At 61.5% G+C, this 21,226-nt stretch carries 20 protein-coding genes; 14 read left to right on the top strand and 6 right to left on the bottom strand.

The genetic code is table 11. From position 1 onward, the window contains the following. Positions 1 to 18: 18 nt before the first annotated feature. The 6 genes from ACHPFG_RS27455 (at position 19) to ACHPFG_RS27430 (ending at position 6,219) form a co-directional block, all read left to right on the top strand. Complete coding sequence (locus ACHPFG_RS27455) at positions 19 to 639, top strand: heme acquisition protein HasA (protein WP_431700982.1); 621 nt, start codon at positions 19 to 21, stop codon at positions 637 to 639. A 174-nt stretch (positions 640 to 813) separates the two neighbouring features. Beyond that, positions 814 to 2,550 carry a type I secretion system permease/ATPase gene (locus tag ACHPFG_RS27450; RefSeq protein WP_431703529.1) on the top strand — a complete coding sequence of 579 codons (1,737 nt, stop codon included), beginning with the start codon at positions 814 to 816 and terminating at the stop codon, positions 2,548 to 2,550. After that, complete coding sequence (locus ACHPFG_RS27445; RefSeq protein ID WP_431700981.1) at positions 2,547 to 3,866, top strand: HlyD family type I secretion periplasmic adaptor subunit; 1,320 nt, start codon at positions 2,547 to 2,549, stop codon at positions 3,864 to 3,866. Before ACHPFG_RS27450 ends, ACHPFG_RS27445 begins: the two co-directional genes overlap by 4 nt. Continuing rightward, positions 3,863 to 5,191, top strand: a complete 1,329-nt coding sequence (locus tag ACHPFG_RS27440; RefSeq protein ID WP_431700980.1) for a TolC family outer membrane protein — start codon at positions 3,863 to 3,865, stop codon at positions 5,189 to 5,191. The genes ACHPFG_RS27445 and ACHPFG_RS27440 overlap by 4 nt, the downstream gene beginning before the upstream one ends. A 135-nt stretch (positions 5,192 to 5,326) precedes the next feature. Next, entirely contained in the window at positions 5,327 to 5,755 is a 429-nt protein-coding gene (locus tag ACHPFG_RS27435) for a DUF4160 domain-containing protein (RefSeq protein WP_431700979.1), read from the top strand. After that, positions 5,752 to 6,219: a DUF2442 domain-containing protein gene (locus tag ACHPFG_RS27430; RefSeq protein ID WP_145336640.1), complete on the top strand. Its 468-nt coding sequence runs from the start codon at positions 5,752 to 5,754 to the stop codon at positions 6,217 to 6,219. Before ACHPFG_RS27435 ends, ACHPFG_RS27430 begins: the two co-directional genes overlap by 4 nt. On the opposite strand, the gene trmA is transcribed toward ACHPFG_RS27430, so the two are convergent. Beyond that, positions 6,202 to 7,281 (bottom strand): tRNA (uridine(54)-C5)-methyltransferase TrmA, encoded by a 1,080-nt coding sequence (trmA, locus tag ACHPFG_RS27425; RefSeq protein WP_145336638.1) that lies wholly within the window; start codon positions 7,279 to 7,281, stop codon positions 6,202 to 6,204. The genes ACHPFG_RS27430 and trmA overlap by 18 nt on opposite strands. After that, entirely contained in the window at positions 7,278 to 8,573 is a 1,296-nt protein-coding gene (locus ACHPFG_RS27420; protein WP_431700978.1) for an NCS2 family permease, read from the bottom strand. Before ACHPFG_RS27420 ends, trmA begins: the two co-directional genes overlap by 4 nt. 188 nt (positions 8,574 to 8,761) lie before the next feature. Here ACHPFG_RS27420 and ACHPFG_RS27415 point away from each other — a divergent pair, with 188 nt between their 5' ends. From ACHPFG_RS27415 to ACHPFG_RS27400, 4 genes are all read left to right on the top strand, one after another. Next, positions 8,762 to 9,208: a DUF4879 domain-containing protein gene (locus ACHPFG_RS27415; RefSeq protein ID WP_431700977.1), complete on the top strand. Its 447-nt coding sequence runs from the start codon at positions 8,762 to 8,764 to the stop codon at positions 9,206 to 9,208. 96 nt (positions 9,209 to 9,304) lie between these two features. Further along, positions 9,305 to 9,829 (top strand): (2Fe-2S)-binding protein, encoded by a 525-nt coding sequence (locus ACHPFG_RS27410; protein ID WP_431700976.1) that lies wholly within the window; start codon positions 9,305 to 9,307, stop codon positions 9,827 to 9,829. Then, positions 9,826 to 10,815, top strand: coding sequence for an FAD binding domain-containing protein (locus ACHPFG_RS27405; RefSeq protein ID WP_431700975.1), 990 nt, complete (start codon positions 9,826 to 9,828; stop codon positions 10,813 to 10,815). The genes ACHPFG_RS27410 and ACHPFG_RS27405 overlap by 4 nt, the downstream gene beginning before the upstream one ends. Beyond that, positions 10,812 to 12,995: a xanthine dehydrogenase family protein molybdopterin-binding subunit gene (locus tag ACHPFG_RS27400; protein WP_431700974.1), complete on the top strand. Its 2,184-nt coding sequence runs from the start codon at positions 10,812 to 10,814 to the stop codon at positions 12,993 to 12,995. The genes ACHPFG_RS27405 and ACHPFG_RS27400 overlap by 4 nt, the downstream gene beginning before the upstream one ends. Positions 12,996 to 13,136: 141 nt before the next feature. Here the strand turns inward: ACHPFG_RS27400 and ACHPFG_RS27395 are convergent, their stop codons facing one another. Continuing rightward, a complete protein-coding gene (locus ACHPFG_RS27395; protein WP_431700973.1) occupies positions 13,137 to 14,384 on the bottom strand; it encodes an MFS transporter in 1,248 nt (415 codons plus the stop codon). Between the two features lie 317 nt (positions 14,385 to 14,701). Here ACHPFG_RS27395 and ACHPFG_RS27390 point away from each other — a divergent pair, with 317 nt between their 5' ends. The 3 genes from ACHPFG_RS27390 to ACHPFG_RS27380 are packed head-to-tail and all read left to right on the top strand — an operon-like array spanning position 14,702 to position 17,330. Beyond that, the gene (locus ACHPFG_RS27390; protein ID WP_131700154.1) at positions 14,702 to 16,141 is read left to right on the top strand and encodes a cytochrome ubiquinol oxidase subunit I; all 1,440 of its coding nucleotides are present in this window, start codon (positions 14,702 to 14,704) and stop codon (positions 16,139 to 16,141) included. Between the two features lies 1 nt (position 16,142). Continuing rightward, entirely contained in the window at positions 16,143 to 17,150 is a 1,008-nt protein-coding gene (gene cydB / locus ACHPFG_RS27385) for a cytochrome d ubiquinol oxidase subunit II (protein ID WP_131700155.1), read from the top strand. 12 nt (positions 17,151 to 17,162) lie between these two features. After that, the gene (locus tag ACHPFG_RS27380; RefSeq protein ID WP_010562540.1) at positions 17,163 to 17,330 is read left to right on the top strand and encodes a DUF2474 domain-containing protein; all 168 of its coding nucleotides are present in this window, start codon (positions 17,163 to 17,165) and stop codon (positions 17,328 to 17,330) included. A 66-nt stretch (positions 17,331 to 17,396) separates the two neighbouring features. Here the strand turns inward: ACHPFG_RS27380 and ACHPFG_RS27375 are convergent, their stop codons facing one another. Together ACHPFG_RS27375 and ACHPFG_RS27370 are read right to left on the bottom strand one after the other, a co-directional pair. Beyond that, positions 17,397 to 18,521 (bottom strand): methyltransferase, encoded by a 1,125-nt coding sequence (locus tag ACHPFG_RS27375; RefSeq protein WP_431700972.1) that lies wholly within the window; start codon positions 18,519 to 18,521, stop codon positions 17,397 to 17,399. Positions 18,522 to 18,682: 161 nt separating this feature from the next. Beyond that, positions 18,683 to 19,393 (bottom strand): helix-turn-helix transcriptional regulator, encoded by a 711-nt coding sequence (locus ACHPFG_RS27370; RefSeq protein ID WP_145336629.1) that lies wholly within the window; start codon positions 19,391 to 19,393, stop codon positions 18,683 to 18,685. Positions 19,394 to 19,773: 380 nt separating this feature from the next. Here ACHPFG_RS27370 and ACHPFG_RS27365 point away from each other — a divergent pair, with 380 nt between their 5' ends. Further along, on the top strand, positions 19,774 to 20,550 hold the full coding sequence (locus ACHPFG_RS27365; RefSeq protein ID WP_131699338.1) for a ferredoxin--NADP reductase: 777 nt from the start codon (positions 19,774 to 19,776) through the stop codon (positions 20,548 to 20,550). 46 nt (positions 20,551 to 20,596) lie between these two features. On the opposite strand, the gene mscL is transcribed toward ACHPFG_RS27365, so the two are convergent. Next, positions 20,597 to 21,013, bottom strand: a complete 417-nt coding sequence (gene mscL / locus ACHPFG_RS27360) for a large-conductance mechanosensitive channel protein MscL (RefSeq protein ID WP_053137928.1) — start codon at positions 21,011 to 21,013, stop codon at positions 20,597 to 20,599. Between the last annotated feature and the right edge of the window lie 213 nt (positions 21,014 to 21,226).

Here is a 21,226-nt window from a genome sequence, read left to right as displayed (position 1 = left end):
GTTTAACGAGGTTTAGCGATGACTATTTCTGTTAGCTACGATTCGGGCCTGGGTTCTCTGTCGGTATCGGACTACCTGAGTTCCTGGGCAGTGGGGTTCAACACGGCAGGTCACGGCACCAGTAACACGGGCGGCTTCAGCAACGGCACCCTCAGCGGCGACCAGTATTCGACCCACGGCGCCAACAACTCCGAGTACGCGTTCATCGCTGACAGCGACACCAGCAATGGCCTGCACTATGTGTTCAACCCATCGTTGCCCGCCAGCAGCAACCTGAACCACTACCTGTGGGGCGACCTGGATAATGTGCAACTGGGCACTGGCCTGGGCGGCGGCAATGGCAGCGACTTCAGCCTGAGCGACTTCAAGGTCGCGTTCAACGGCCTCGACCTGAGCGCCGCCGAGGGTGCCGGCCGGGCTGGCAACGAAGTACAGAGCGTGATCTACGGTTTGATGCAGGGCAATACCGCCGCGCTGGAAACCGTGCTCAACAACCTGCTCGACGACTTTGGTCTGTCCACTGCCAGCACGTTCGACGAAGTGTCGGCGGGCCTGGCGGCACACACCAGCGCAGTGTCCACCGACGTTGCCCTGGTGGGCGTGCAGGACGTGGCACAGGACTGGGCACTCGCTGCCTGAACCCGCTGCTGCATGAAAAAAAGCGAATGGAAGATCGCTCTCCCATTCGCTGCATTACACCGCCTTCGCCCAAGCCTTCTAACTCTTCCGGCGACGGCGGTGCCGAATTCTGCGCAGCGTCGTATCGCCTGTCAACGCGGCGACGCCGCACGCTCAACCCACGAGAATTCCCAGATGCGCCACGCCGGCAACGAAACCCTGGCCGCCCTCACGGCCTATAAAGGTGGCTTCTTCAACATCGGCCTGTTCTCGGCGGTGATCAACCTGCTGATGCTGGCCCCGGCGCTGTACATGCTGCAGGTGTACGACCGCGTGCTGGCCTCGGGTAATCAGATGACCCTGCTCATGCTGACGTTGATGATCCTCGGCCTGTTCGGCCTGATGGGCGCGTTGGAGTGGGTGCGCAGCCAGGTGGTCATCCGCCTCGGCACACAGATGGACATGCGCCTCAACCAGCGGGTCTACGACGCCGCATTCGAAGCGCAACTCAAGGGCGGCACCCAGGCGGCGGGCCAGGCGTTGCATGACCTGACCACCTTGCGCCAGTTCGCCACCGGCCAGGCGCTGTTCGCGTTTTTCGATGCGCCGTGGTTTCCGGTGTACCTGCTGGTGATCTTCCTGTTCCACCCCTGGCTTGGCCTGCTGGCGCTGGGCGGCGCTGTGATGTTGATCGCGTTGGCGTGGATCAACCACCACGTCAGCCAGGCGCCGATGGCCCAGGCCAGCCAACTGTCCATCCACGCCAGCCAGCAGGCCACGGCCAACCTGCGCAATGCCGACAGCATCGAAGCCATGGGCATGCTCGCCACCTTGCGCGGGCGTTGGTTCAACCAGCACCAGGCGTTCCTCGCCGAGCAAAACCTGGCCAGTGAAAAGACTGCCGCCGTCACCGCCTGGTCCAAGGGCGTGCGCCTGGCATTGCAATCGCTGGTACTCGGCCTGGGCGCGTTGCTGGCGGTGCAGGGCGATATCACGCCGGGGATGATGATTGCCGGCTCGATCCTGATGGGGCGGGTGCTGAGCCCCATCGACCAACTGATCGGCGTCTGGAAGCAATGGGGCTCGGCGCGTCTGGCCTACGAGCGCTTGTCGCAGTTGCTGGCGGCCAACCCGGCGCGACCGCCGCGCATGAGCCTGCCGGTGCCCAAGGGCCAGTTGAGCGTCGAGCACATCAGCGCCTGCGCCCCCGGCAGCCGTCGCCCGGCGCTGGTGAACCTGGCGTTCAACCTGCCAGCGGGTGAAGTGCTCGGCGTGATCGGCCCGTCAGGCTGCGGCAAGTCCACCCTGGCGCGGGTGCTGGTGGGCGCCTGGGCACCGCTGGCCGGCAAGGTGCGGCTCGACGGCGCCGACCTCGCCCAATGGGACAAACAGCAACTCGGCCCGCACATCGGCTACCTGCCTCAGGACATTCAACTGTTCGCCGGCAGCATCGTCGACAACATCGCGCGGTTTGCCGAGCTGGAGGCCGACAAAGTCCTCGCTGCCGCGCAAATGGCCGGCGTGCATGAACTGATCCTGCAACTGCCCCAAGGCTACGACACGCAGTTGGGGGAGGGCGGTGCGGGGTTGTCCGGTGGGCAAAAGCAACGCGTCGCCCTGGCCCGTGCGCTATACGGCCTGCCGGCGTTGATCGTGCTGGACGAGCCCAACGCCAACCTCGACGAAGTGGGTGAGCAGGCCCTGCTCCAGGCCATCACCCAGCTTAAGCAGCAGCGCCGCACGGTGATCCTGATTACCCACAAAGCCAATGTGCTGAGCCTGACCGACCAGTTGCTGATCCTCAAGGACGGCCAGTTGCAGGCCTTTGGTCCTACGGCGCGGGTGTTGGAAGCACCGCAGAAAGCCGCAGCGCCCAAGCCGGTGTCGACCCTGAGCATGAGCTACCGCCTCGGTGAAGGAAAACCGGCATGAGCAAACCGGTGCTGGTCAGCGACCAACCTCACACGGTGTTGGCGCTGGATGACAAACAATATTCGCGCCTGGGCTGGTGGCTGGTGCTCGGTGGCTTTGCCGGATTTATCGGCTGGGCTGCGTTGGCGCCGCTGGACAAGGGCGTGGCGGTGTCGGGCAAGGTCATGGTCTCTGGCCATCGCAAGACCGTGCAGCATCCTGCCGGTGGCATCGTCGAGCGCATCGAGGTGCGTGACGGTGAGGTGGTCAACGCCGGCCAGGTGCTGCTGAGCTTGAAGGAAACACCCTTGCGCGGGCAGATGCAGTCGCTGCGCAGCCAGTACCTGGCGTCTCTCGCCAGTGAGGCGCGCTTGAGTGCGGAAAGCGAAGGTTTGCCCGCCATCGCATTCGGCCCTGAATTGCTGAATGAACCGGAGGCGACCAACACCCTGAATCTGCAACGACAACTGTTCACCAGCCGCGCCCAGGCGCTGGCCACCGAGCAACAAGGCCTGCGCGAAACCATCGCCGGCGCCGAGGCGCAGTTGCGTGGCACGCGGGATTCCCAGGCGAGCAAGCTGCAGCAACGCGCGGCGTTGAATGAGCAACTGCAAGGCCTGCGCGAGTTGGCGCGCGATGGCTATATCCCGCGCAATCGCCTGCTCGACAGCGAGCGCCTGTACGCCCAGGTTGATGGCGCGATTGCCGAAGACTACGGGCGCATCGGCCAGTTGCAGCGCCAGGTTTTGGAGCTGCGCTTGCGCATCCGCCAGCTCGGCGAAGACTTCCAGAAAGACCTGCGCGGCCAGTTGGCCGAAACCCGCACCCGCAGCGACGACCTGCGCAACCGGCTGGCGTCGGCCGAGTTCGAACTGGCCAACAGCCTGGTGCGTGCGCCGGCTTCGGGGGTGGTGGTGGGGTTGGACGTGTACACCGAAGGCGGAGTGATCAAGCCCGGCCAGGCGCTGATGGACATCGTGCCCCAGGGCGAACCGCTGTGGGTGGAAGCACGGGTGCCGGTGCAAATGATCGACAAGGTGCACCCAGGTTTGCCGGTAGAACTGCTGTTCTCGGCCTTCAACCAGGCCACCACCCCGCGGGTGGCCGGTGAGGTGACGCTGGTCTCCGCCGACCGCCAGGTCGATGAGCGCACCGACGAGCCTTATTACACCGTGCGCGCCCAGGTCAGTGCGGCGGGCATGCAACAACTGGACGGCATGCAGATTCGCCCCGGCATGCCGGTGGAAACCTTCGTCAAGACCGGTGAACGTTCGATGCTCAACTACCTGTTCAAACCTTTGTTGGATCGTACCCACATGGCCCTGGTGGAAGAATGAAGGCGCTGTTTTTTACCCTGTGCCTGAGCGTTACACCGGCGGCGCATGCCTTGGGTTTGCTCGACGCCTACGACCTTGCCCTACGCAATGACCCGACCTTTCAGGCAGCCATCCAGGAACGTGAAGCCGGCGAAGAGAACCGCGTGATCGGCCGTGCAGCGTTATTGCCGAACCTGTCCTGGAGCTATAACAACTCGCGCAACGCATCCGAAGTTACCCAAAGCACCGCCGTCGGCAATGTCACCAGCGACCGTGACTACCGCAGCTATGCCTCGACCCTGACCTTGCAGCAACCGTTGCTGGATTACGAAGCCTACGCGCGCTTTCGCCAAAGCACCGCCCAGGCGCTGATGGCCGATGAACGTTTTCGCAGCAAGAGCCAGGAGTTGGCCGTGCGCGTGCTCAGCGCCTACAGCCAGGCGCTGCTGGCCCAGGAGCGCATCGAGTTGAGCCGCGCGCAGAAGCGTGCGTTTGCCGAACGCCTGCAACTCAATGATCGTTTGCTCAAAGGCGGCGAAGGCACACGCACCGATGTGCTGGAAACCCAGGCGCGCTTGAGCCTGGCCCAGGCAGAGGAAATCGAGGCGTTGGACGCCCAGGACAGCGCCTTGCGCGAGCTGGAAGCGATTGTGGGCCAACCGTTGCAGGTCGAAGCGCTGGCACCCCTGGCCCGCCAATTTGACATCCCACCCCTGGAGCCCAACCGTTTCGAGACGTGGCGCGAACTGGCCATGGCCAACAACCCCGAACTCAAGTCCCAGCACCATGCGCTGGACGTGGCCTCTTACGAAGTGGAGCGTAAACGCGCCGGCCACTTGCCCAAGGTCAGCCTGTACGCCAGCAGCCGTCAGACCAGCTCCGATTCAGAAAGCAGCTACAACCAGAAGTACGACACCCACAGCGTCGGCCTCCAGGTCAGCCTGCCCTTGTTTGCCGGTGGATCGGTTTCGGCTTCCACGCGCCAGGCGGCCAATCAACTGTCCCAGGCCCAATACGAGCTGGACGCACACACCTCGGCGACGCTGGTGGAGCTGCGCAAGCAATTCAACCTCAACACCAGCGGCGCGGCGAAAGTGCGCGCCTACGAGATGGCCGTCAGCTCCGCCACCGCGCTGGTCACTGCGACCAAAAAGAGCGTCAGCGGCGGTGAGCGGGTCAACCTCGACGTGCTCGACGCCGAGCAACAACTGTTCACCGCCCGCCGCGACCTGGCGAATGCGCGGCATGCGTATCTGCTGGCCAGGATTCAGTTGAAGTATTACGCGGGGTTGCTGAGTGAGCAGGACTTGCGGGCGTTGGCGGGGTATTTCCAGCCGTCGGCATGAGTGGTTACAACCCGGCATTCGCCGGGTTTTTTGTCGTTACTAATCTGTGAAACAGCTTCGAGATCATGGAGCCGGTTGTCGGGTGGCAGGGGGAAATTGTTACCTGGCGGAAAATAACCTAACGGATGGGTTACGATGAGGGTAGGTGCTTACAAGGGGTATGTCATCTCAGTGTTTATCAGGGACGAGCATTGCCCGCCTCATGTGCATGTCAGGGGCAAGGGGTGGGATGCGCGGTTTCGTTTCAGTTTTTTGGATGGGGACGTTGAGTTGTGGGATGTAGAGCCTGAACGGAGGCGGCCACCCACTGCGGTTCTGAAGGAAATACGCGAGGTAATCATGCAGCGACATTATCTGGCACGGGCACGCAGGATTTGGTGGGAAAAACTGCAAACGGTTTGCCTGGAGAACCATTCCTGGAACTGGAACACCAGTGAGTTGGTTCCAGGGTTAGTCATTCGACCTGGTGTCTACGTCATCGCAAGCGCCTGGCACGACGCTGTAGCGCAACGGACTATTTTGAATCTGGTAAGAGCGCCAGATTGCGTGGGGATTAATTTATGAAAATCGTAAAAGCCAAAGTCATACCTTATGTACCTCTCACTGACGCCGACGTCGACAAGGCAATCGCCCGTGGCCGCAGGCTAAAGCGCCTGTACGCCAACGCCAGCAATGTGCGTTACGAAAACGATTGCATCTCCATCGGCTTCAGCGACGGCAGCCGCGTCATGTTGCCGGTGGCCGGCCTGCCGGAGTTCGAAGGGTTTTCAGAGGAAGATTTCCAGCAGTTGGAAGTCAGTTTCGGTGGCAAGGCCATTAGTTGTGAGGCTCAGGACTTGGATGTTTCGATCACGGGCCTGATCGCCACAAGCCAGCCGCTGATGGACCTGGCCACCAGCCTGGTAGCCTCACGCAACGGTCGCAAGAGCAGCGCCGCCAAATCCGCCGCCGCCCGCGCCAATGGCAAGAAGGGCGGCCGGCCACGCAAGAAGGAACCTGAGGACGTTGAATTACCGCCTGGTCAATAACACCCCGGATTCCATATGGTGCGTCCACGGGAACTGGTCAAACATCGCACACTGGGTAATGCGGTGGGTGTCATGCAGTTGCGCAATGTTCGCCGCCAGCGTCTCCGGGTTGCAGGAGATGTACAGGATGTTGTCGAAGCGCCGGGTCAGTTCGCAGGTGTCCGGGTCCATGCCGGCGCGGGGCGGGTCGACGAACACGCTACCGAATTCGTAGCTCTTCAGGTCGATGCCGTGCAGGCGGCGGAACGGGCGCACTTCATTCAGCGCTTCGGTGAGCTCTTCGGCGGAGAGGCGCACCAGGGTGACGTTATCCACCGCGTTTTCATCGAGGTTGCTCAGGGCCGCGTTCACCGAGGTCTTGCTGATCTCGGTGGCCAGCACTTTACGCACACGGGTGGCCAGCGGCAGGGTGAAGTTGCCGTTGCCGCAATACAACTCCAGCAAGTCATCCGGGCGATCGCCCAAGGCTTCGTATGCCCAGTTGAGCATCTTCTGGTTCACCGTGCCGTTGGGCTGGGTGAACGCGCCTTCGGGTTGGCGGTAGCTGAAGGTGCGGCCGCCGACGTCGAGTTTTTCCACCACGTAATCGTGGCCGATCACATCGCGCTTGCCCTTGGAGCGGCCGATGATGCTGACATTCAAATCAGCCGCCAGCTTATTCGCCGCGGTGTGCCAGTGCTCGTCCAGCGGGCGGTGATAACACAGGGTGATCATCGCGTCGCCGGCCAGGGTGGTGAGGAACTCCACCTGGAACAGCTTGTGGCTCAGGGCGGCGCTGGCTTGCCAGGCGGCCTTGAGCTGGGGCATCAGTTGGTTGATGCGAGTGCTTGCGATGGGGAATTCTTCAATCAGGATCGGCGTGCGCTTGTCGTCCTGGGAAAACATCGCGTAGTGGCGTTCACCGCCTTCGCGCCACAGGCGGAACTCCGCCCGCAGGCGGAAGTTCTGCAATGGCGACTCGAAAACCTGCGGCTCGGGTGCGTCGAACGGTGCCAGCAGGTCACGCAAGCGCGTGACCTTGTCTTGCAGTTGAGCGGTGTAGCGTGCGGCGTCAAAAGTCATGCGTTGAACCAGCCCAGCTTGATCACGAACAGAATCGACAGAATCACCAGTGCCGGGTTGAGCTCACGGTAGCGGCCCGAAAGCAGCTTGATGGCGGTCCAGGCGATGAAACCGAAGGCAATGCCGTTGGCGATGGAGTAAGTGAAGGGCATCGCCAGGGCGGTGATCACCACCGGCGCTGCAACGGTAATGTCATCCCAGTCGATTTCGGCCAGGCCTGAGGTCATCAATACGGCGACGAACAGCAGCGCCGGCGCGGTAGCAAAGGCCGGTACGCTGGCGGCCAGCGGCGAGAAGAACAGCGCCAGCAGGAACAGGATCGCCACCACGATGGCGGTCAAGCCGGTACGGCCACCGGCGCTCACGCCCGCAGCGGATTCGATGTAACTGGTGGTGGTCGACGTACCCAGCAGCGAACCGGCCATGGCGGCGGTACTGTCGGCGATCAGCGCACGGCCCATTTTCGGCATGTGGCCGTCCTTGCCCATCAGCCCGGCGCGCTTGGCCACGCCGATCAGGGTGCCGGAGTTGTCGAACAGGTCAACGAACAGGAAGGCGAAGATCACGCTGACCAGGCCGATGTCCAGCGCGCCCTTGATATCCAGCTGCAGGAAAGTCGGAGCCAGGGACGGCGGCATCGACATCACGCCACCGAACTCGGTGACACCCAGCAGGATGGAGACGATGGTCACCGCCAGGATGCCGATCAGCACGGCACCGCGCACGGCCAGGGCTTCCAGCGCAACGATCAGCATGAAGCCCAGGATAGCCAGGATAGGCGCCGGTTTGGTCAGGTCGCCCAAGCCCACCAGGGTGTTCGGGTTGCCGACCACGATCCCGGCGTTGTGCAGGGCGATCAGCGCCAGGAACAGGCCGATACCGGCGGCAATCGCCGAACGCAGGGGCAGGGGAATGCTGTTGATGATCCACTCACGGATACGGAAGATCGACAGCAGGAAGAACAGCACCGCCGAAATGAACACCGCCCCCAGCGCAACCTGCCATGTATGGCCCATGTGCAGAACCACGGTGTAGGTAAAGAAGGCGTTGAGGCCCATGCCCGGCGCCAGTGCGATCGGGTAGTTGGCGATCAGGCCCATCACGGTCGAACCGATGGCCGCCGCCAGGCACGTCGCGACGAACACCGCGCCCTTGTCCATGCCGGTCTCGCCGAGGATGCTCGGGTTCACGAACAGGATGTAGGCCATGGCCAGGAATGTCGTGATGCCCGCGAGGATTTCGGTGCGCACGTTGGTGTTGTGTGCCTTGAGTTGAAACAGCTTTTCCAGCATGCCTGCTCCCTGTGACGCTATGTTGCGTCGTTATTTGTTGACCTCTAAGTCAAAGCACAAACTGCGCCAAGCGCCTGTGGTTCCAGAGAGGATCGGAAAAAGCGGCGCATCATACCAGCAGCCGAGGCTGTGTGGCGCATGGCCTTGAGGCATACTGCGGCAACGTTCAGTACCGGGTCATCGACAGCATGAAAAAAGCCAACGCGTGGAGTCTAGCCCTGATCCCTTGTCTCGGCCTGTGGTTGGGCGCGGCACCGGTGTGGGGCGCGACTGCACCGCCCTTGAGCGAGGTGCGCGTGTTCAAGGTCGAATCGGCGCGCTGCACGGAAACCATCCCGGAACGCGCGCAAAGCACCCAGATGTGCACGCACCGTGGGCCCACCAAAGTGTCGGTGATGGAAGTCGGCCTGGGCAACAACCCGATGGGCCGCTTCAATGGTGCCGAACTGAACGGGCAACGTACGCCCGTGTGCCAGGTCGGTAGCGTCAGCGAGGCCTGCAGCGGGGCGGGCACGCTGATGGGCTACATCTATGTATTTGACCTGAATGTCGAAGCCCAGGGCTGGTTCGAATACAGCAACTCGTCGATCAACGGCCCGCGAAACACCTTGAAGACCCTGCTCAATATCCGCTGATCAATCACCTTGAACGCTCAATAACCCGGGAAGTCGTACCCCTGAGACGGCGATTTTCCTGAACGCCGCGGATGTACACCAACCCGTGAGGTGTTTATGAGCGCGACCCCCAATGGCGCGGCGGCCCAACCGTTCGTCGCCCACTCCATACGCTTGACCCTCAATGGTCAGCACCGCCAACTGGATGTATTGCCCTGGACCACGTTGCTGGACCTGCTGCGCGAGCAACTGGACCTGGTCGGCAGCAAAAAAGGCTGCGACCACGGCCAGTGCGGCGCCTGCACGGTATTGCGCGACGGCAAACGCATCAACGCCTGCCTGACCCTGGCGGTGATGTGCGATGGCGCCGAATTGACCACCATTGAAGGCCTGGCCGGCGGCGACCAACTGCACCCGATGCAGCAAGCCTTCATCAAGCACGACGCCTTCCAGTGCGGCTACTGCACGCCGGGTCAGATTTGCTCCGCCGTCGGCCTGGCCAATGAAGGCCGCGCCCACGATACCGCGCAGATCCAGGAACTGATGAGCGGCAACCTGTGCCGCTGCGGCGCCTACAGCAACATCCGTGATGCTATCGAAGAGGCCTTGCCGGCCTGCCGCACCCCGGGAGGCGCGCAATGAATCCCTTCCAGTACAGCAAACCGGCGGATGTCCACGAAGCCGTGCACCTGAGCAGCGCCGCGTCGCGCTTTATTGCCGGCGGCACCAACCTGCTGGATTTGATGAAAGAAAACATCAGCCGCCCCGAGCACCTGATCGACATCACCGGCCTGCCGCTGAATGAGATTGAACAAACCGCCGAGGGCGGCCTGCGGATCGGCGCGCTGGTGAGCAATGCCGACCTGGCCTGGCACCCGCTGATCGAACAGCATTACCCGTTGCTGTCCCAGGCGATCCTTGCCGGTGCTTCGCCGCAACTGCGCAATATGGCCAGTACGGGTGGCAACCTGTTGCAGCGCACCCGTTGCTACTACTTCTATGACGCCACCGTGCCCTGCAACAAGCGTGAGCCCGGCAGCGGCTGCCCGGCGCGCACCGGCTTGAACCGCATCCACGCAATCCTCGGCGCCAGCGAACAGTGCGTGGCCACTCACCCGTCGGACATGTGCGTGGCCCTGGCGGCGCTGGAGGCGCGGGTGCATGTGGAGGGGCGTGGCGGTGCGCGGGTTATCGAGTTTGCCGACTTCCACCGCTTGCCCGGTGATGCGCCGCAACGCGACAACCAACTGGCCGACGATGAGCTGATCACCGCCATCGAATTACCCGCCGACCACCTGGCGCGTCACAGCCACTACCTGAAAATCCGCGACCGTGCGTCTTACGCGTTTGCGTTGGTGTCTGTCGCTGCCGCCCTCGAATTGGAGGGCGACCGAATCGTCGATGCGCGCCTGGCCCTTGGCGGCGTGGCCCATAAACCCTGGCGTGACCGCGCGGTGGAAGCCTCGCTGATCGGCCAGGTGGTCAGCCGCGAGACCTTCAGCAACGCCGCCGACGCCCTGTTGCACGACGCCGAGCCGCTGGAGCACAACGGCTTCAAGATCAAGCTGGCGCGCCGCGCAATTATCCGCGCCCTGAGCGACGCCGCCGTCGCAGGAGAACGCCCATGACCGCTATTGGCAAACCCCTGGACCGTGTCGACGGTCTGCTCAAGGTCACCGGCCAGGCGCGTTATGCCGGTGAATTCCCCGAGGACGGCCTGCTCCACGGCAGTGTGGTGTCCAGCACCATCGCCAAGGGCCGTGTGCTGGCTATCGACGCGGCCAGGGCACTGGCCCTGCCGGGCGTGGTGGCGGTTATCCATCACCTCAACCGGCCGAAAATCGCCAGTTACGACGATGCCTTCCAGGATGATGATGCGGCGGACGGTTCGCCGTTTCGTCCGCTGTATAACGACCATGTGCTGTACAGCGGCCAGCCCCTGGCCCTGGTGATCGCCGACAACCTGGAGCTGGCGCGACATGCGGGCTCGCTGGTAGAAATCGAATACGCGCGTGAAGACTTCGAGACTGACCTGCTAGCCCAACAGGAACAGGCCCATGCCTCACCGCAGACGCCACCCGCGCCGCGCGGCAACTTCCAGGCCGAGTGGGCCGCTGCCGCTGTCAGTCTCGACCTGCACTACAGCACGCCCATCGAACACCACAACCCCATGGAACCCCACGCCAGCACCGTGCTGTATCAGCCGGACGGCACCCTGCATATTCATGACAAGACCCAAGGCCCGCAGAACTGCCAGGCCTATGTGCAAAAAGTCTTCGGATTGGATAAAAGCCAGGTGCGGATTTTTGCTGCATACGTCGGCGGTGCCTTCGGCTCAGGTTTGCGTCCGCAGTATCAATTGCCCTTGGCAGTGATGGCGTCCCTGGCGCTCAAGCGCTCGGTGCGCGTCACCTTGACCCGCCAGCAGATGTTCACCTTCGGCTACCGCCCGCGCACGTTGCAGCGTTTGCAGATGGGCGCCGCCGCCAATGGTCGCCTGCTGGCGTTGGGGCATACGGCGATTGGCCAGACCTCGCGCTTCGAAGATTTCAGTGAGCATGTGGTGGAGTGGAGCGGCATGCTCTATCACTGCGACAACGTGCAACTGACTTACAAACTGGTGCCGCTGGATGTGTTCACGCCCCTGGACATGCGCGCGCCCGGCGCTGCGTTGGGTGTGATTGGCCTGGAGTGCGCCATGGATGAACTGGCCAGCGCCTTGGGGATGGACCCGGTACAGCTGCGGCTGGTCAACTACGCCGAGCGCAACCAGAACGAAGATAAACCCTGGTCGAGCAAGGCCCTGCGCGAGTGTTACAGCGAAGGAGCCGAGCGCTTCGGCTGGAACCAGCGCAACCCGGAACCGCGCAGCATGCGCGACGGCCGCCAGTTGATCGGCTGGGGCATGGCCGGTGGCGTGTGGGAGGCCATGCAGATGAAGGCCAGCGCCAAGGCGCGCATCGACGCCGAGGGCAAGCTGACGGTCAGCAGCGCGACCACGGATATCGGCACCGGCACCTACACGGTGATGACCCAGATTGCGGCGCAGGCCAGTGGTGTGGCGGTGGAGGACGTGGTGTTTCTGCTCGGCGACTCTTCACTGCCCACCGCGCCGCTGCAAGGCGGCTCGTTCACCGTGTCGTCCGTCGGCACCGCCGTGCAGCAAGCCTGCGAAGCGTTGAGCGCCAAGCTGCTGACCATCGCCCGGCAAACTTACCCGGTGTTCAAAGAGGCCGAGTCCGTGCGCTTTGAAGACGGCCAACTGCACACCGGTGACGTGAGTGTGTCATTGGCTCAACTGGTCAAGGACAGCGGCGAAGAGACCTTGGAGGTCCAGGTCGACAGCGAACCGGACAAGAAACGCGAGGGGTACGCCACCGCCACCCATTCGGCGGTGTTCGTCGAAGTGCGGGTTGATGAAGACTTGGGCACGATCAAGGTCAGCCGGGTGGTCAGCGCCATCGCGGCGGGGCGTGTGGTCAACCCGAAGATGGCACGCAGCCAGATCCTCGGCGGGGTGGTGTGGGGAATCGGCATGGCCCTGCACGAAGAGACTCAGATCGACCATCAACTGGGACGCTACATGAACCACAGCCTGGCTGAATACCACATCCCCGTAAATGCCGATATCGGTGAGATAGACGTGGTGTTTGTCGAAGAACACGACGAGATCGTTAACGCCCTTGGGTCCAAAGGCGTGGGGGAAATCGGGATTGTCGGGGTGGCGGCGGCGGTGGCGAATGCGATTTACCATGCCACCGGCAAGCGGGTGCGGGAGTTTCCGATCACCCTGGACAAGTTGCTCTGAGGCGGTCCAGCAAACACTGAAAATCCAAATGTGGGAGGGGGCTTGCTCCCGATGGCGGAGTTTCAGTCCAAGCATAAGTTGGCTGATCCACCGCTATTGGGAGCAAGCCCCCTCCCACATTGATCTTATTGCCACATTGAATCATGCAGCGGGCTTGATGCTTTCTTCCACCGGCACATGCATACGATCCCGATTCGCCAGGGTCGGGAACAGTTTGATCCACACCCCGGTCACCACCAGCGTGCCGATCCCGCCCATCACCACGGCCTGCACGGTGCCAAACCAATGGGCAGTGATGCCCGACTCGAACTCGCCCAATTGGTTGGACGCGCCGATAAACAGGCCATTGACCGCACTCACCCGGCCGCGCATTTCATCCGGGGTTTCCAACTGCACAAAGGAGGCGCGGATGACCATGCTGATCATGTCCGCCGCGCCCAGTACCACCAGTACCGCCAGGGAAAACCAGAACGAGGTGGACAGGCCGAAGGCAATGGTCGCCACGCCGAATACGCCGACGGCGGTGAACATCACCCGGCCGACCTTCCGATCTACCGAAAAACGTGCCAGCCACAGTGACATCAACAACGCACCCACCGCCGGTGCCGAACGCAACAGGCCCAGGCCCCAGGCGCCGGTCAGCAGGATGTCCTTGGCGAACACCGGCAGCAACGCGGTGGCGCCGCCCAGCAGCACGGCGAACAGGTCGAGGGAAATCGCCCCGAGGATGTCCGGGCGGCTGCGGATAAAACGAATCCCCGCCAGCAGCGAATCCAGGGTGGCCTTGCCTTTATTGAGCGGGGTCTGGCGGGCGGGCAGGTTGAGGGTCAGCACGCAGGCGATGAGGTACAGCGCCACTGTGGGGCCATACACCCAGACGCTGCCGAAGGCGTAAAGCAAACCGCCCAGCGCCGGGGCGACGATGGTCGCCAGTTGCTGGGCCGACTGCGACGAGGCCACGGCGCGTGGGAACAGTGCGCTGGGCACGATGCTCGGCAACAGGGCCTGGGTGGTGGGCATTTCAAATGACCGCGCCGCGCCGAGCAGGAAGGCCAGGATAAAGATCATCTCGCGGGTCACGTTGCCGGTCAGGCCGCCGATGGCCAGGGAGAGGGCAATCAGCGCCTGCACGGTCTGGCAGATGGCCGCGACTTTGCGTCGCTCATAGCGGTCGGCCACATGCCCGGTGTGCAGCATGAACAGCACGCGCGGCACGAACTCCACCAGGCCGACCAAACCGAGGTCCAGTACGTTGCCGGTGAGTTGGTAGAGGTTCCAGCCGATGGCCACGGTAAGCATCTGGAAGCCGCTGGCGGTGAAAATCCGTGCCAGCCAGAACGCGATGAAAGGGCGGTGGTGACGTAACAGCAACGCGGGTTCACTGGGCATCGGAAATTCTGGTCAAGGCCGGAGGAAGGGCCGAGATTATCATCAAGTTGTAACAGATGGTTGCAAGAACTGCGCTGAGGCAGTCTGTCACGCGGCAAAAGACCACACGGACCAACCGCGAAAATGGGACTACTCTTTTCACTGTGATTGATCCAGATCAAAGTCATTTCAGAATTTGTTCTGGTGGCCGCAAGGCCTGATTCCCTACGTGGTTGGTTAAAAAAAGAAACGAATTGAAATTCGCCAGACTCCATATCCGTGGGGGCAGTGGGTGCAGGCTCCCGCCAGCAGCCGGTATTACTGACAGAGGAAGACTTATGTTCGGTTTGGAGGCGCTAGATCTCGCCCGAATTCAGTTCGCGTTCACCATCTCATTCCACATCCTGTTCCCGGCGATCACCATCGGCCTGGCCAGTTACCTCGCGGTGCTGGAAGGCTTGTGGCTCAAGACCCATAACGACACCTACCGTGACCTCTACCATTTCTGGTCGAAGATCTTTGCCGTCAACTTCGGCATGGGCGTGGTCTCCGGTTTGGTCATGGCCTACCAGTTCGGTACCAACTGGAGCCGCTTCTCGGACTTCGCCGGCGCCGTCACCGGGCCGCTTCTGACGTACGAAGTGCTTACGGCCTTCTTCCTCGAAGCCGGTTTCCTCGGGGTGATGCTGTTTGGCTGGAACAAAGTGGGGCGCAAGCTGCACTTCTTCTCCACCGTGATGGTGGCCGTCGGTACGTTGATCTCGACCTTCTGGATCCTGGCGTCCAACAGCTGGATGCAGACACCGCAGGGCTTTGAAATCATCGACGGTCGCGTGATTCCTACCGATTGGCTGGCGGTGATCTTCAACCCGTCGTTCCCCTACCGGCTGGCGCATATGGCTACGGCGGCGTTCGTGGCGACCGCGTTCTTCGTCGGTTCCTCGGCGGCCTGGCACTTGCTGCGCGGCAAGGACAACCCGGCGATCCGCAAGATGTTGTCGATGGCGATGTGGATGGCCCTGATCGTGGCGCCTATCCAGGCGGTGATCGGTGACTTTCATGGCCTCAACACCCTCAAGCACCAGCCGGCAAAAATCGCCGCCATCGAAGGCCACTGGGAAAACAAAGGCAATGAGCCAACCCCGCTGATCCTGTTTGGCTGGCCGGACATGAAAGCCGAAAAAACCAAATACGCGGTGGAGATTCCGTACCTGGGCAGCCTGATCCTGACCCACTCCCTGGATAAACAGGTGCCGGCGCTCAAGGAGTTCCCACCGGAAGACCGGCCGAATTCGACCATCGTGTTCTGGTCGTTCCGGGTCATGGTCGGCTTGGGTTTCCTGATGATCTTCACCGGTCTGTTCAGCCTCTGGCTGCGCCGGGGCGACAAGATGTACACGTCCAAACCGTTCCTGTACCTGGCGCTGTGGATGGGGCCGTCTGGCCTGATCGCGATTCTTGCCGGTTGGTTCACCACCGAAATCGGCCGCCAGCCGTGGGTGGTCTACGGGTTGATGCGCACGGCGGATGCTTCTTCCGGGCATAGCCTGGCGCAGATGACGATCACCCTGGTGTTGTTCGTGGTGGTGTACTTCGCGCTGTTTGGTGCGGGCCTGGGCTACATGATGCGCCTGGTGCGCAAAGGCCCGGTGACCCACGAAAGCACGGAGCCGACCCACGGTGGCCCTGGCCAGAAACGCACACCGGCCCGTCCTTTGTCCGCCGCCGATGATGGCAGCGATGACGACCACGCCCACATCCAGCACAAGGGGAATTGAGATGGGTATTGATCTTCCGCTGATCTGGGCCGTGATCATCATCTTCGGCATCATGATGTACGTGGTCATGGACGGCTTCGACCTCGGCATCGGCATTCTCTTCCCGTTTATCCCGGGCAAGACCGACCGTGACGTGATGATGAACACCGTGGCCCCGGTCTGGGACGGTAACGAAACCTGGCTGGTACTCGGTGGCGCGGCGTTGTTCGGCGCGTTCCCGCTGGCCTATTCGGTGGTGCTCTCTGCGTTGTACCTGCCGTTGATTTTGATGCTGATCGGGCTGATTTTTCGCGGCGTGGCTTTCGAGTTCCGCTTCAAGGCCAAGGACCACAAGCGTCACCTGTGGGACAAGGCGTTTATCGGCGGCTCGCTGGCGGCCACGTTCTTCCAGGGTGTAGCGCTGGGCGCGTTTATCGACGGGATCCCGGTGGTCAATCGCCAGTTTGCCGGCGGCTCGCTGGACTGGCTCACACCGTTCACGATGTTCTGCGGCGTGGCGCTGATCGTGGCCTATGCGTTGCTGGGCTGCACCTGGCTGATCATGAAAACCGAAGGCCCGTTGCAGGAGAAGATGCACAACCTGGCGCGGCCGTTGGCCTTCGTGGTGTTGGCCGTGATCGGCATCGTGAGTATCTGGACGCCACTGTCGCACCCGGAAATCGCCTCGCGCTGGTTCACCCTGCCGAATCTGTTCTGGTTCCTGCCGGTACCGATCCTGGTGCTGGTGACCATGTACGGGTTGATCCGCGCCGTGGCGCGTAATGCCCACTACACGCCGTTCCTGCTGACGCTGGTGCTGATCTTCCTCGGCTACAGCGGCCTGGGGATCAGCCTGTGGCCGAACATCATCCCGCCATCCGTGTCGATCTGGGATGCCGCTGCGCCGCCCCAGAGCCAAGGCTTCATGCTGGTGGGCACCTTGTTCATCATCCCGTTCATCCTGGGCTACACCTTCTGGAGCTACTACGTGTTCCGCGGCAAGGTCACCCACGAAGACGGCTATCACTAGGAGGGTCGTTGCATGTCCGGCAAACCTACGTTGCACGAGATTGAACAGGCCGAGAAACAGCCGTTGTGGCGGCGCCTGGGGTGGCTGGCGATGATCTGGACCGGCAGTGTGCTGGCCCTGTTCGTCGTGGCCAGCCTGATGCGCATGTTCATGAATGCGGCCGGCCTGACCACCCACTGACATCCCGATCCGGGCTTCGCGCTCGGTTTTCAGCCCTGCTCTTCTTTTGGAAGGGCAGGGCTTTTTTTATTTGCGCGCTTTGAGAATCACAAACTTTGGCGTGGCGGCCACTTGCTCTACGCCACGGAACAAGCGCGCCAACTTGCTGTGATAACCCAGGTGACGGTTGCCGACGATATACAGGGCGCCGCCGACCACCAACGCCTCCCGCGCCTGCTGGAACATACGCCAGGCGAGGAAGTCGCCGACCACCTGCTGCTGGTGGAACGGCGGGTTGCACAGCACAACGTCGAGGGAGTCTGGTTCCTGACCGGCCAGGCCATCGCCAGCGCGTACGGTGACGGCGCGGTCACCGAGGGCGGCTTGCCAGTTCTCCAGCGCCGATTGCACGGCCATATAGGACTCGTCCACCAGAGTGTATTGCGCCTCGGGGTTTTGCAGGGCGCTGGCAATCGCCAGTACACCGTTGCCACAACCCAGGTCCGCCACGCGGGCACTGCCCAGGTTGTTGGGCAGGTGCGGCAGGAAGGCGCGGGTGCCGATGTCCAGGCCTTCACGGCAGAACACGTTGGCATGGTTGAGCAGTTCGATAGCCGGCGCGTCCAGGGTGTAGCGCGTCGGGTAGGGCGAGACAGCGATGGGCCGGTCGGCCTGGGTGGCGATCAGCAACCGGGCTTTCTTGACGGCCAGGGAGGCGTGCATCGGCCCGATATAGCGCTCAAGCATTTCCCCGGCCGCCCTTGGCAGGTGCTTGATCATCGCCCCTGCGATCACCTCGGCACCCGGCGCCAGTTGGCCTTGCAGGCGGATCAGTTGTTCTTCCAGCAATGCCAGGGTTTTGGGTACACGGATCAGCACCCGGTCGAACGGCCCTGTGGGCACTTGGCAGGCGGGGATGAACGGCACGGCGTCAAAGGCCTTGCCATTGCGCACCAGGTTTGTATCCAGGCCCAGGGCGGCCAGGAACGAGTCGCCGCTGGAGGTCACCTGCGCCCGGCCTTCGAGACTGGCAGCCAGGGCGCCGAAGCTGTCATTGAGCACCAGCACGCGAGTCGCAGCGCTCGGTTGCTGTTCAGCCAGATAGCTGAGCAGGTACTCGTCGGCTGCGTCGAAGGCTTGCAGCGGATCGTTATGCTGCTCTGGCTGGCGGATCAGATCGAGCTGGGCGAAGGGGCTGTCGAGCAGGGGCATGGCGAGGGAGGCTCTGGGTCATCGATGGGTGTTCGGCAGTCGGCTGCAGAACCGTCTGAGTGAACAGCGGGCGGCGCCCCGTGGGGACAGCCCAGCACTCAGAATGGGTCGTAAATGTTACTTTTTTTCTTGAGGGATTACATGCGGTGTTTCAACGCGGCTTAAAACAACCCCGCTTTCGAGGCGCAGAGCACAGCGGCGATCTTGTTGTTGACCCCCAGCTTTTTGAAGCAACTGCAGATATGAAAGCCCACCGTACGTTCGGACAGGCACAGAATGGTGGCGATGTCCGCAGCGGTCTTGCCCATGGCTGACCACTTGAGGATTTCGGTTTCGCGCGGGGTTAATTTGCTGGCAGGGTTAATGCTGGGCTTGCGTGCGTAAGTCTGCGCCACTACCGCGTGCATCGCATGGCACAGCCACAGGACCTGGCCGGCTTTTTCGTACAGCTCCTGCGGGGTCACTTCACCCGTGCTACGGCCAAGGGTCAGCATGCTGAACACACCCTGGAAATCATGCACAGCTTGGGTCCATCCCAAATGCACACCAAAGGATTTGGCTAAAGACCACAAGTTTGGTGAGTCTTTAAAGGTTTTTTCCTCCCAGACAAGGGGGAGTACACAACGTTTGCAATGTTCCACCACGGGATCAACTTCAAAGAAGTGGGCCTGGTTATACAGTTTGTTCCACTCATCGGGATAGTTGTTGAGGTGAATAGGTTTCGTTTGGTTGTTAGGCAGTTGAGAACTCATCGTAAAAGAACAGTATTGGAAGCCAAGTGCGTAGGTGTGGTTCACAGCCGTCTCGAAAAGAGTAGTTGCCTCGCTCTCGCCCTCCAGCTTGGGAAGTCGGGTGTTGCGCCAGTTGACCATTGGTAACTCTCCATGGGTTTCCGCATGACATGGGATACGTCCCGAACTCCCACTGCACGCAAACCAGTGTAGGACATGAGCTACATCGCGAGATGAAATTTTCGCTCTTGCAGGGCGGCGTTTAAGAAGTTTTCTCTACGGTCGCGGCGGGCTTTGCTAAGGGGCTTAGTTGTTTTTTTCGATTTTTTAGTCAGTTGAAGCACTTGTAGCAGACCAACTTAGAGTGTGCTTGTGGTGCTGATAGGGGCGCTAATAGCAAATTTATTAGCGCTGATATTAAGTTGCTACTATTTTGTGCCTGCACCATGCCATTACCCGGCATGGGTGTTTCCGGGCGCGACTTTGAGGGACACTAGGGCACCTGTAGAACGGAGTCCCCCATGACGGCCAGTGCTGAGAAATTTACCCGCCAGACCTTGCTCGATGTGCAATCCCTGACCCCCAGCCTGTTTACGCTGCGAACCACCCGTGACCCAGGGTTCCGTTTCACCGCCGGGCAATTCGTGCGCCTGGGGGTCACCAAGGCGGATGGCAGCACGGTGTGGCGTGCCTATTCCGTGGTGTCCTCGCCATTTGATGAATACTTGGACTTCTTCTCGATTGTTGTCCCAGGTGGCGAATTCACCAGTGAGCTCAGCCGACTGCGGGTAGGCGATACCTTAATGGTGGAGCGCCAGGCTACCGGGTACCTGACCCTGAATCGTTTCGTCGATGGTCGTGACTTGTGGATGTTGGGTACGGGGACCGGGGTGGCGCCGTTTTTGTCGATCCTGCAGGACTTTGAAGTCTGGGAGAAATTCGAGCGCATCATCCTGGTATACAGCGCGCGGGAAGCCCAGGAGTTGGCCTATCAGTCGCTGATCAAAGAGCTGGGTGAACGAGAGTACCTGGCCGAATACGCGCATAAATTCACCTACATCCCGCTCGTCACCCGTGAACAGCACCCAGGTGCGCTGAATGGGCGCATTACCACGCTGATCGAGAATGGCGAATTGGAGCGTGCTGCCGGCGTCGAGCTGACTCCGGAACATTCCCGCGTGCTGATTTGCGGTAACCCGCAGATGGTGGATGACACCCGCCAGTTGCTCAAGCAGCGCGACATGCAACTGAGCCTTAGCCGCCGGCCGGGGCAGGTGGCGGTGGAAAACTACTGGTAATAAAAAGGCGCCTCAAGCAGGCGCCTTTTTTCCAAGCCGGTACGGGTTAAAGCGGCTTGTCGTTCTGTGCCTTGAGCAGGTCGCGAATCTCACCCAGCAGCACTTCTTCCTTGCTCGGTGTCGGTGGCAGGCTAGGTGCAACGGCTTCTTCGCGCTTGAGGCGGTTGATGGCCTTGACGCCCATGAAGATCGCAAACGCGACGATCACAAAGTCGATCACGCTCTGGATGAACTTGCCGTACGCCAGGACGACGGCGGGCACATCGCCTTGTGCCGCCTTGAGCGTTATCGCCAGGTCACCAAAGTCCACGCCACCGATCAACAGACCAATGGGCGGCATCACTACGTCGCCTACAAACGAAGAAACAATTTTGCCGAAGGCGGCGCCGATGATGATACCGACGGCCATGTCGACCACATTACCTTTGACCGCGAAGGCCTTGAACTCACTGATCACGCCCATAGGTTATTCCTTGTTACAAATGAGAAGGGTGCCGCTTAGTGTAAGTCAGCGGTAGCGGGCTTGCCCGACACAACCGTTAACACTGTTAGTTTTAATCGACACATTAAAACGCAAATAGTTTGCAAAGTGCCACCAATCGCGCGCGAAATACGCGCTGTTTCAGTGGCTTACCACATTATTTTCTTAATCGCCCTGGTGGGGTTTTTCTATTTA

This window comes from Pseudomonas sp. BR20, assembly GCF_050780135.1.
Taxonomy (GTDB): Bacteria; Pseudomonadota; Gammaproteobacteria; order Pseudomonadales; family Pseudomonadaceae; genus Aquipseudomonas.
This window is presented reverse-complemented; position numbering and strand designations above follow the sequence as displayed.

Excerpts from the sequence above, each read along its gene's own strand:
- mscL (WP_053137928.1), bottom strand. The coding sequence starts at position 21,013 with ATGGGCGTGATCAGTGAGTTCAAGGCCTTCGCGGTCAAAGGTAATGTG.
- ACHPFG_RS27455 (WP_431700982.1), top strand. The coding sequence starts at position 19 with ATGACTATTTCTGTTAGCTACGATTCGGGCCTGGGTTCTCTGTCGGTA.
- trmA (WP_145336638.1), bottom strand. The coding sequence starts at position 7,281 with ATGACTTTTGACGCCGCACGCTACACCGCTCAACTGCAAGACAAGGTC.
- ACHPFG_RS27445 (WP_431700981.1), top strand. The coding sequence starts at position 2,547 with ATGAGCAAACCGGTGCTGGTCAGCGACCAACCTCACACGGTGTTGGCG.
- ACHPFG_RS27390 (WP_131700154.1), top strand. The coding sequence starts at position 14,702 with ATGTTCGGTTTGGAGGCGCTAGATCTCGCCCGAATTCAGTTCGCGTTC.
- ACHPFG_RS27450 (WP_431703529.1), top strand. The coding sequence starts at position 814 with ATGCGCCACGCCGGCAACGAAACCCTGGCCGCCCTCACGGCCTATAAA.
- ACHPFG_RS27440 (WP_431700980.1), top strand. The coding sequence starts at position 3,863 with ATGAAGGCGCTGTTTTTTACCCTGTGCCTGAGCGTTACACCGGCGGCG.
- ACHPFG_RS27435 (WP_431700979.1), top strand. The coding sequence starts at position 5,327 with ATGAGGGTAGGTGCTTACAAGGGGTATGTCATCTCAGTGTTTATCAGG.
- ACHPFG_RS27410 (WP_431700976.1), top strand. The coding sequence starts at position 9,305 with ATGAGCGCGACCCCCAATGGCGCGGCGGCCCAACCGTTCGTCGCCCAC.
- ACHPFG_RS27380 (WP_010562540.1), top strand. The coding sequence starts at position 17,163 with ATGTCCGGCAAACCTACGTTGCACGAGATTGAACAGGCCGAGAAACAG.
- ACHPFG_RS27395 (WP_431700973.1), bottom strand. The coding sequence starts at position 14,384 with ATGCCCAGTGAACCCGCGTTGCTGTTACGTCACCACCGCCCTTTCATC.
- ACHPFG_RS27420 (WP_431700978.1), bottom strand. The coding sequence starts at position 8,573 with ATGCTGGAAAAGCTGTTTCAACTCAAGGCACACAACACCAACGTGCGC.
- ACHPFG_RS27405 (WP_431700975.1), top strand. The coding sequence starts at position 9,826 with ATGAATCCCTTCCAGTACAGCAAACCGGCGGATGTCCACGAAGCCGTG.
- ACHPFG_RS27375 (WP_431700972.1), bottom strand. The coding sequence starts at position 18,521 with ATGCCCCTGCTCGACAGCCCCTTCGCCCAGCTCGATCTGATCCGCCAG.
- cydB (WP_131700155.1), top strand. The coding sequence starts at position 16,143 with ATGGGTATTGATCTTCCGCTGATCTGGGCCGTGATCATCATCTTCGGC.
- ACHPFG_RS27400 (WP_431700974.1), top strand. The coding sequence starts at position 10,812 with ATGACCGCTATTGGCAAACCCCTGGACCGTGTCGACGGTCTGCTCAAG.
- ACHPFG_RS27370 (WP_145336629.1), bottom strand. The coding sequence starts at position 19,393 with ATGGTCAACTGGCGCAACACCCGACTTCCCAAGCTGGAGGGCGAGAGC.
- ACHPFG_RS27365 (WP_131699338.1), top strand. The coding sequence starts at position 19,774 with ATGACGGCCAGTGCTGAGAAATTTACCCGCCAGACCTTGCTCGATGTG.
- ACHPFG_RS27430 (WP_145336640.1), top strand. The coding sequence starts at position 5,752 with ATGAAAATCGTAAAAGCCAAAGTCATACCTTATGTACCTCTCACTGAC.
- ACHPFG_RS27415 (WP_431700977.1), top strand. The coding sequence starts at position 8,762 with ATGAAAAAAGCCAACGCGTGGAGTCTAGCCCTGATCCCTTGTCTCGGC.